Source organism: Psychrobacter sp. FME6, assembly GCF_014861365.1.
GTDB lineage: Bacteria > Pseudomonadota > Gammaproteobacteria > Pseudomonadales > Moraxellaceae > Psychrobacter.
Genome location: NZ_RRYW01000102.1, coordinates 1 through 9,350 on the forward strand (window position 1 = coordinate 1; position 9,350 = coordinate 9,350).

Genomic DNA, 9,350 nt, shown 5'->3' on the forward strand with positions numbered 1-9,350 from the left:
TATGTCCATTAGCGACTACCTTCTACTTTTTAGCATGAATTTTGTCCATTACACCGATTTGTCTTAAAAACTCATAGTTAACGGGTAAGGTTTTATTTTTTATCCTTTTTATCATCATCGTCATCACTGTCGCCTGGTATGATGGCTTTACCAACCGCAGCCGTACCTTTGACCACGCCTTTGGTGGTTTTATAAACCACTTTAGCAGGTACGGTAACGATTTTATGCACACAAGCCTGTAGCATAAACACGCTAGTGATGATGACGATAAACTGTAATTTTTTCATAAATATCCTACAAGTGATTGGATGATAATCATCATTTAAGCGATAGTCATCAGATAGGTGATAATAATAAACTAATAAACGCCTCCTATAAAGCTATCCTTACTATTAATCTCATGCCCATATAAAGATACGGATTTATTAATGAGTACTATACCCCTTTGTTTGCCCGACTCCATTACTCCAGAGCAGTTTTTAACAGAATACTGGCAAAAAAAACCGCTACTTATTAAGCAAGGCTTACCACAATTAATTGATATGTTTGAGCCAGACGATATGCTTGGTTTAGCGCTAGAAGAAGATGCCTCAGCGCGTCTGCTTACCCAAGCCAGCGTTAAACAAGCAGATACACCGCAATGGCAGCTTAAAAAAAGCCCACTAACTGAAACAGATTTTGATAACTTGCCTGAGCAATGGACGGTATTGGTACAGAACTTAGAACAATGGTCACCTGAGCTTGGGCAATTGTGGCAAGCCTTTGACTTTATACCACAGTGGCAACGTGACGATATTATGGTTTCCTATGCACCAAAAGGCGGCTCGGTTGGTAAGCACTATGACGATTACGATGTTTTTTTAGCGCAAGGTTATGGTCAGCGCCGTTGGCAACTGGGCAAGTTTTGCGATAAAGATACTGAGTTTGTCGCTGATGAGCCTATTCGGCTTTTCAATGATATGGGCGAGATTGTCTTTGATGAGATATTAGAAGCGGGTGATGTTCTTTATGTGCCACCGAAGTTGTCACATTTTGGTGTCGCCCAAGATGACTGCCTAACCTTCTCTTTTGGCTGTCGTCGTCCGAACTTGATGCAAGTCATCGACAATATGGCGGATATCGCTACCAACGATAGCGATTTATTTGTTCCTATGTTATTGCCTCAAGCGCTACAAGCATCAGGTGAATTACAAGCTGACAGTATCGAGGCGATCAAAGCTCAGCTATTACACATGCTCCAGTCTGAGCGTGGTGACGATATTATTCGTCAGGCAGTCGCTGAAGTGGTCAGCAAACGTCAATATGATGCGCTGATGCCAGAAGAAACGCTGGATACCGATGAGCTGATGCAAGCTTTGACTGAGGGCGCAACGCTACAAGCAGATTATAGTAATCGTCTTTTATACAGTCAGACGGATGATGGCATCGTGCTATACGCCAATGGTCAGCGACTTGATGGTCTTGATGACTCAGCGATAGCGGCGCTAGTACGTCTAGCAAATGGCGAGCGTTTACAAGGTCAAGATGTTACTGCTATTGACCCAGACGACTTAAGCGAATGGCTAGAAAACGGTTGGGTATGGCTTGATGATTCTCAGGAGTAATAGATACTAAATTAGAAAAAGCGCTCCGCATTTATAGTATTAAGACTTAAAAATCCTAATAAATGAACGCGGCGCGCTTTCAAAATCTCCGTTTGATTCATAGTTAAGCTATGAATCAACACCTCTTATACAGCAGTCGCTTTTTTATAACGGCTTACGCCAGCGATAATGGTTTCTTCAATGACCCTATCGTCACCGAGCATCATCAGCACAAATAACTGCTCGGCAAGTGACTTAGTCTGTGTCATGCGGCGCTCCATTAAATCAGTACCACCCATATCTATCACCACAAAATCCGCTTCTTTATTAGGCATAAAATTACCAATTTTGTCATCTAATAATAGCGACTGGGCATTGCCTAAGGTAATTTGGTACAACCCTTGATGTGCTGATAACGGATTGCTTTGTAACTGCTGAACTTTATAAGCTTCTGATAAAGTCGTTAACATTGACAGACTGGTCCCTGCACCTACATCAGTGGCAATACTGACACCGGTATAGCTCAGCGTTTTGGACAAATCAAACAAACCACTACCTAAAAATAAATTGGACGTTGGGCAATGGGCTATTTGGGTGCCAGTATCACGCAGCACTTCATACTCTGCTGTTTCAAGGTAGATACCGTGTGCTAAAGTCGTGCGCCGACCCAATAACCCCAAATCGTGATAAACGTCGAGATAGCCTTTATGGTTGGGATAAAGCTCACGTACAAAAGCCACTTCATCGAGATTTTCAGCCAGATGCGTTTGCAGATACACACTATCATAGCTGCGATAGAGCTCACCTGTCATTTGCAATTGTTTTGGCGTCGAAGTAATGGCAAATCTTGGCGTAATCGCCACATGCTGACGGCCACGTTCGTGCCATTTATCGATGATATTTTGTGTATCGCGGATACCTTGCTCTGTTGGCACACACAAATGCTCAGGCGCATTGTGATCCATCAATACATTACCAGTAATCATACGAGTATTTAGACGTTCGCTTTCAGTAAAAAAGGCTTCAACCGATTCAGGATGGCTGGTTGAAAATACCAAGGCACTGGTGGTACCGTTGGCAAGCAGCTGGTTTAAAAAAAACTTTGAAGTATCGTGCGCCACTTTTGGATCACCAAAGTTAGCTTCGGTGACAAAAGTATAGTTATTGAGCCAATCAAGCAATTGCTCACCAAACGCTGCAATCATATCTATCTGCGGATAATGTACATGGGTGTCAATAAAGCCTGGCATGATAAGCTTATCTTGGTAATCATGAATCTTTACCGGCGCTTTGCCTTCTTGGGCACTACTACTAGCATATTCTGCCATGATGGCTTTTTTACTGCCGTAATCTACCACACAACCCGTTGCATCATCGACCACCAGCGCAGCATCGGCAATATATTCAGGGTAAACTTTCACGCCTGCGATAACAGGTAACAAGGTGACGTTTTTATCTACCACCGTAAGGTCTGGGCGCTCAGTATTTGTTAAATCAGCCGCATCCGAAGTGGCGCGCTGCATTCTGTTAGCAAGATTTTCTTCGGTCAAATAGTGCAGCAATTGCGCCTGATAAATATGTATGGTCATAATAAAATCTCACAATAAGTAATAAGTATTTGCGTCAAAGTTAATAAATATCGTCGACCCACCATAGTGCGAACACAAAGCTACTGAGTGCAGCCCATATATCATTATGGCTAACCCAAGCTAATAACAGTGTGATTTATAATGGTGGACAGACTTATAAATAATTAGAAATCTATCGGTTAGGGTTTATATCAGTGATGGTTAATTCTAGTTATAAATGATTATAAAGCTGCAAAACTTGCGCGGCGATGGAGATTGCAACCGCCATCGGCTCTTTACCACCAACATCAAGACCAATGGGCATAGTTAGTTTATCGACGATTTGTTCGTTATAGCCACGTTGCAGCAATCGATCTCTAAAACGTTTGGCTTTGGTTGCCGAGCTGATACAGCCAAGGTACGCTGTCGACGGTAACGAATTTTCATCGATGCTGATAGTATTGTCAGAGTTTGGTATTGCATTATCAAATTCTGTATCAAATTCTGTACCAATCTCTGAATCGACTTTTATATAAGCATCCAGCGTGGCACGTACCAACTCAAAATCAAGACTATGATCATGGGTCATAACCAATACAAAGTGTTGAGTGCCTTTTCTTGCTGAGGTACCTTTCATGCTATTCGCAATAAACGGTTGGACAAAATCAACCGGATCTTCGTCAATATGCGGGCGAATATGCGGCGGTAATTGATAAGCAACTTGCCCATCTACCGCCGCAGAATCATCAGTCAGATAACGCTCAAACATCTCAGGCCGGCTATCCACCCAGTCCACTTGGCAAGGCAGCTCAGCGAGTATGGTCATCAAGGCAGCTGCGACATGCCCTGCCCCAAACACTAACAGCGACATGGGCGGCGTCACATTAAAACATTCAAACATGACGGTCACACTGCCACCGCAGCATTGGGCTAATGTAGCACCCAATGGATAATGCTTGGCATAGACGGCATCGCGGCGTACTTCATGCGCTTTTTTAGACTTACCTTCTTTTAATGGCTTAAAGCCTCTGGATTCATTTGGATCTAGCTCACCATTCAGCAACTGCCTAGCAGTTATCGTCACATCATGCTCCAAACTGCCACCACCCAAGGTGTCACAGCAAGCATCAAGCGTCACAATCATTTTAGATTGTAGCGCCCGAGGTGCTGAGCCATTCACTGCAACGACCGTCGCCAAAACGTGAGCAATACCGCGCTGCTGATACTGCGCCAGTCCGTCATACCAGCGCGTCGGTGGCAGCGATGATGATGGCGATGATACTTGTCGCGCTGCTGAATTATTCACTGTGCGCAGGTCCACGAGCCGTTGATACATTGGGATTTTCTATCGCCTCAGGCTGCTCATCGACCAATTGACCATCAGCCTCTGGCGGATTGACATCTTCACCATGCGGGACTTGCTGCGGCAGCACGCGATCATCATCAATCCCGCAATCGTCATCAGCTGGCGTTAAGCTATCGACAGTGTCCTCCTCTGATTGAGAAGCAATCTCCCATGATTGATCTTGCAGTCGCATCACTGCCTTTAGTACCGCTTCTGGCGTAGCAGGCATGCTCAGCTCTGGGTTTTTCTTATAATCACCTAAGCTGGCAATCGCATTATTAATCGCACACCAGACACTGGCCGCTAGCATGAATGGTGGCTCTCCAACGGCCTTGGAGTTATAAATGGTCTGCTCTTCATTTTTGCGATCAAACAGTTTGACGCTCCATTGCTTCGGTAAATCATGGGCCGTTGGAATTTTATAATTTGCCGCCGCATTAGACGCCAATTTGCCTTTTTTATCCCAGATTAATTCTTCAGCGGTGAGCCAGCCCATGCCTTGGACAAAGGCACCTTCAATCTGACCGATATCAATAGCCGGGTTAATCGACTGGCCGACATCGTGTAAGATATCGCAGCGCAGCACTTTATACTCTCCTGTTAAGGTGTCAATTTCAACCTCAGAACAAGCGGCACCTAGCGCAAAGTAGAAGAATGGACGACCCCACGCTTTTGAGCGGTCATAAAATATCTTTGGCGTTTTATAATAACCAGTAGAAGATAAGCTAATACGATGTTGATAAGCCAGTAGCACAAATTCAGCAAAGGTGAATGTTTCTTTATTGCCGACGTGGACATGGTTATTCTCAAACCTAATATCTTCTGCAGCTACTTCAAAGTGCTCAGCGGCAAACTCAATTAAACGGTTTTTGATAGTGATACAAGCATTTTGCGCCGCTTTACCATTCATATCCGTACCCGATGAAGCAGCCGTCGGTGACGTGTTCGGCACTTTATCCGTGCGTGTTGCAGTTGCTTTGACGGTATCTGAATCGACATCAAATTCATTGGCGACGATTTGGACGATTTTGATATACAGCCCTTGCCCCATTTCGGTACCACCGTGATTGACCTGAATCGTACCATCGGTATAGATCAGCACTAAGGCTCCCGCTTGATTCAGCGTTTGCACGGTAAATGAAATCCCAAATTTCACAGGGGTTAGAGCCAGACCCAAACGCTTATCACTGCCTTCGGCTTCAGCCTTTTGGTTGGCTTCTGTAATCTGCTGACGGCGCTTATCATACTCATTGTCATCGGCTAGCGTCTGCATAATAGTAGCCAAATCAAAATGCTCAATCGGCTGACCATAATGGGTGCTTTGACCGTTTTTATATAGATTCGCTAAACGCACTTGCAAAGGATCTTTACCCAGCGTATAAGCGATATGATCCATCATATATTCGGCAGTCAATAAACCTTGTGGGCCCCCAAAACCTCGATAAGCGGTGTTCGATACCGTATGGGTCTTACAGCGATGACCTGCTACTTGTGCCGCTGGATAATAGTAAGCGTTATCACAGTGGAACATCGCCCGATCGACAATGGCATCGGACAAATCTGGTGAATAACCACATAGTCCTGATAGCTGCATATCGACGCCTAGCACTTGACCTTCATCATTGACACCGACATCATATCGATTGGCAAATTCATGGCGTTTACCAGTGACCACCATGTCATCCTGACGATCTAAACGCATGCTTACTGGGACATTATGGCGTTTGGCAACGACACCGCACAGACACGCCCAAGCGGCAGCTTGTGTCTCTTTACCACCAAAGCCGCCACCCATTCTACGCACGATTGTTGTGACTGCGTGAAAAGGCAGATCCACCACTTCGGCAACCAGTTGCTGCACTTCACTCGGATGCTGCGATGAGGTATAAACTTCCAGACCGCCATCATCACAAGGCACGACATAGGATACCTGTCCTTCAAGATAAAAATGCTCTTGGCCGAGCATATGTATATGGCCTGAGATGCGCGTCGGTGCCGATTTTAACTCAGCTTGCGCATCGCCGCGCTCCATAAAGTGGCTGGGACGCACAAATTGCTCTTGCTCAAGTGCTTGATCAATAGTCAATATTGCTGGTAATGGTTCATATTCTACAATAGCGTTAAGCGTGGCTTTTTTGGCTGCACGATGACTGGTGGCGACGACGGCAAATAAAGTTTGTCCAGCGTATTCTGTGATCTCATCTACCATCAACGGGTCACCATCGAATACTGGACCGATATCGGTTTTGGCTGGCAAATCTTTAAAAGTAATAACGTCGATTACCCCATCTGCTGCCCTTACCGCATTCAAGTCCATGCTCAATACTCTGGCATGAGCGTGATCGCTTTTGCCTATGGCTAAATGTAACGTATCTTGTGGTTTTAGCATATCATCTACATAGGTCGCGGTGCCCATCACATGGCTGATAGCGCTGTCATGCTTGACTGCGGTACCGATTTTATTTTTGGGTGGACGAATGCGGCGAGTACTGTAGCTGTCAAATAATGAAGAATGATGACTCATAATGGCTCTCTCTTATATTTTTTTAGCAAAGGTAATTTAGGGTAACTTAAGATATTAATGTTATCTATCAAGCACTTGCAGGTTGCATGCCTGCTACCAATTGCTTACCACATTTAATAATTAGCCGCTGCATCACATGCATTCGATATTCACGACTGGCTCTTACATCCGTCATTGGCGACACATCCATCGACAGCATTTGTGCGGCTGTCTCAAAGCTGGCAACATCCACGGACTGTCCAATTAAAGCTTGCTGACAACTCTCAGCCAATAAAGGTATCGCCGCCATACCGCCAAGCCCAAGATTTGCTTGCTCAATGGTCTTACCATCTGCTGACAAATCGATTCTCGCAGCCAACAAGCAGGCAGAAATATCATCTTCGTAACGCTTACTAATCTTATGGATATATAGATGCTGATTGTCTTGCATCAGTGGAATATGTATGTCGACTACATAGCTTCCTGCACGCAGCTTGGTCTTTTTATAATCTAGGAAAAATGCGGATAAAGAAATGGTTTCGTCAGTGTAAGAAGCCTGACTATGATTATTGTCATTGCTATCACTAGCACAATGACGCAAATAAACCTGCGCATCTAATGCCAATAAAATAGGCGGCAAATCTCCAATCGGTGAGGCATTGGCAATATTTCCACCGATAGTACCCATATTGCGAATTTGCGGAGAGGCAATACGCTCGAATATCGCAGCAAACTCAGGAAAGTACTGCTCAAGCACAGGCAGCATTTGCTGATAGCTCATGCCAGCGCCCAGCACTAACGATTGGGTTGGTACTTGCTCAGTCTTTTTATCGCCATCTGTTGGCTCATCAGAACCAGTCAGTGACCAAGACTTAAGCTCCTCGATAGCAGACAGCTGAACAATCACCTCATGGTCAACCATATGTTGAGTCACGCTTAACCCTAAGTCTGTTCCGCCGGCCCAAATAGTCGCTGTCGGGTTGGCTGCTAGGACTTGATTTAGCGCATCGATTGACGTCGGCATAAATAGCTTGCGCGACTCTTGAGTAAGGACAGGCTTGATAGCACTTAGTTTCGTTGAGGCAGTATTTTTGCTACTAGCCATTGCATCCGTGGCTAGATTGATGGTGAAATCTTTAGCGGCGGTTTGGTCAGCATCGCGCTGCTGACCAATACCTTCCATCGCCAAACCTGCGTCGATGATAGGACGATAACCCGTACAACGGCATAGATTCCCTGAGATGGAGGCAACAATGTCATCGTAGTCTAGGTCATCAGTGGTCGTGTCTTGGTTTTTTTGCAAGCGCTGGTTTTCATAAACGCTGGCCAACGACATGACAAAACCCGGCGTACAAAAACCGCACTGCGAGCCATGGCAATCGACCATTGCTTGCTGTGCTGGATGTAATAAAGCACGCTCTGGGTGATGTTCAGGATTATCCGCCAGATAAGCGGCGGTCATAAGATGATGACCATCCATGAGTGACAATAAAGTAATGCAAGAGTTTAGGGTATAAAAAGGAGTGGCACTAGCCTGTTCTATATCATCAATAGGTAGTCGCTGAGCCATAACCGTACAGGCGCCGCAGTCACCACTAGCACAGCCTTCTTTGGTATCAGTCTGTCGTTCGTGCAAGCGCAGATACTCAAGAACCGTGGTATTAGGGTTAAGGTGGGTCAGCTCATGGAGCTTCCCGTTTAGATAAAAATTAATCATAGCAATACTCGGCTGTCTGGATAAAAGGAAGATAAAAAAGTAAACTTTTATCTTTAATCGAATAATAATATAGTAACAATCAATATCTCAAAGGTCGGCCGCATACAACGACACTGCCCTAAAGTAGTATTCAATTATTATAGTAATAAAATTTATACGATGACGATCATCATACCTACATCAATACTGATAGTTATACAGTTATTGAATAAGCTGACTGCCTTTCAGACTTCTGACTTGCTCAGGCTTAATCTTTATTGGGGATGGAGCTTCAGTATCTGTACGAGAGGCCTAAACGTCTCGTAGTAGCTACGAAGATTGAAATAAAACGTCCATTTAATTTGGCTTTTAGCCAATCAATATTCCGTATTTTAAGCAACCGGTCACTACTTCTCCTTTGAAGCTGACTTTTTGGTTAACTTTAAATATATTATCATTATACTTATTGACTTCACAACTCATAAAACCATATTTTTAATAATAAACATTAAACCAGTTAAAAATACCGTCAACTTTATAAGTTTTTTGACCTTATAATAGATTTACTTGGTGGTGTGTCAGAAAGTATGCTGAAGAAATAAAGGAGGGTGACAGCCAAAGCAAGATGATATATTTGAGGTTATGAAGACACAAA

6 protein-coding genes are annotated in these 9,350 nt (G+C 44.3%); 1 reads left to right on the forward strand and 5 read right to left on the reverse strand.

The genetic code is table 11. The features are described from left to right. Nucleotides 1-92 precede the first annotated feature (92 nt). Complete coding sequence (locus EI162_RS12075; RefSeq protein ID WP_192524590.1) at nucleotides 93-287, reverse strand: NF038104 family lipoprotein; 195 nt, start codon at nucleotides 285-287, stop codon at nucleotides 93-95. Nucleotides 288-428: 141 nt separating this feature from the next. Here EI162_RS12075 and EI162_RS12080 point away from each other — a divergent pair, with 141 nt between their 5' ends. Continuing rightward, on the forward strand, nucleotides 429-1,604 hold the full coding sequence (locus EI162_RS12080) for a cupin domain-containing protein (protein ID WP_192524591.1): 1,176 nt from the start codon (nucleotides 429-431) through the stop codon (nucleotides 1,602-1,604). Nucleotides 1,605-1,729: 125 nt separating this feature from the next. Here the strand turns inward: EI162_RS12080 and guaD are convergent, their stop codons facing one another. The 4 genes from guaD to EI162_RS12100 form a co-directional block, all read right to left on the reverse strand. Beyond that, the gene (gene guaD, locus EI162_RS12085) at nucleotides 1,730-3,172 is read right to left on the reverse strand and encodes a guanine deaminase (RefSeq protein ID WP_192524592.1); all 1,443 of its coding nucleotides are present in this window, start codon (nucleotides 3,170-3,172) and stop codon (nucleotides 1,730-1,732) included. A gap of 211 nt (nucleotides 3,173-3,383) precedes the next feature. Next, nucleotides 3,384-4,457, reverse strand: coding sequence for an XdhC family protein (locus EI162_RS12090; protein WP_318779321.1), 1,074 nt, complete (start codon nucleotides 4,455-4,457; stop codon nucleotides 3,384-3,386). Next, on the reverse strand, nucleotides 4,450-7,020 hold the full coding sequence (gene xdhB, locus EI162_RS12095; protein ID WP_192524593.1) for a xanthine dehydrogenase molybdopterin binding subunit: 2,571 nt from the start codon (nucleotides 7,018-7,020) through the stop codon (nucleotides 4,450-4,452). The genes EI162_RS12090 and xdhB overlap by 8 nt, the downstream gene beginning before the upstream one ends. Before the next feature lie 67 nt (nucleotides 7,021-7,087). Beyond that, nucleotides 7,088-8,716 (reverse strand): xanthine dehydrogenase small subunit, encoded by a 1,629-nt coding sequence (locus tag EI162_RS12100; protein ID WP_192524594.1) that lies wholly within the window; start codon nucleotides 8,714-8,716, stop codon nucleotides 7,088-7,090. Nucleotides 8,717-9,350 lie beyond the last annotated feature (634 nt).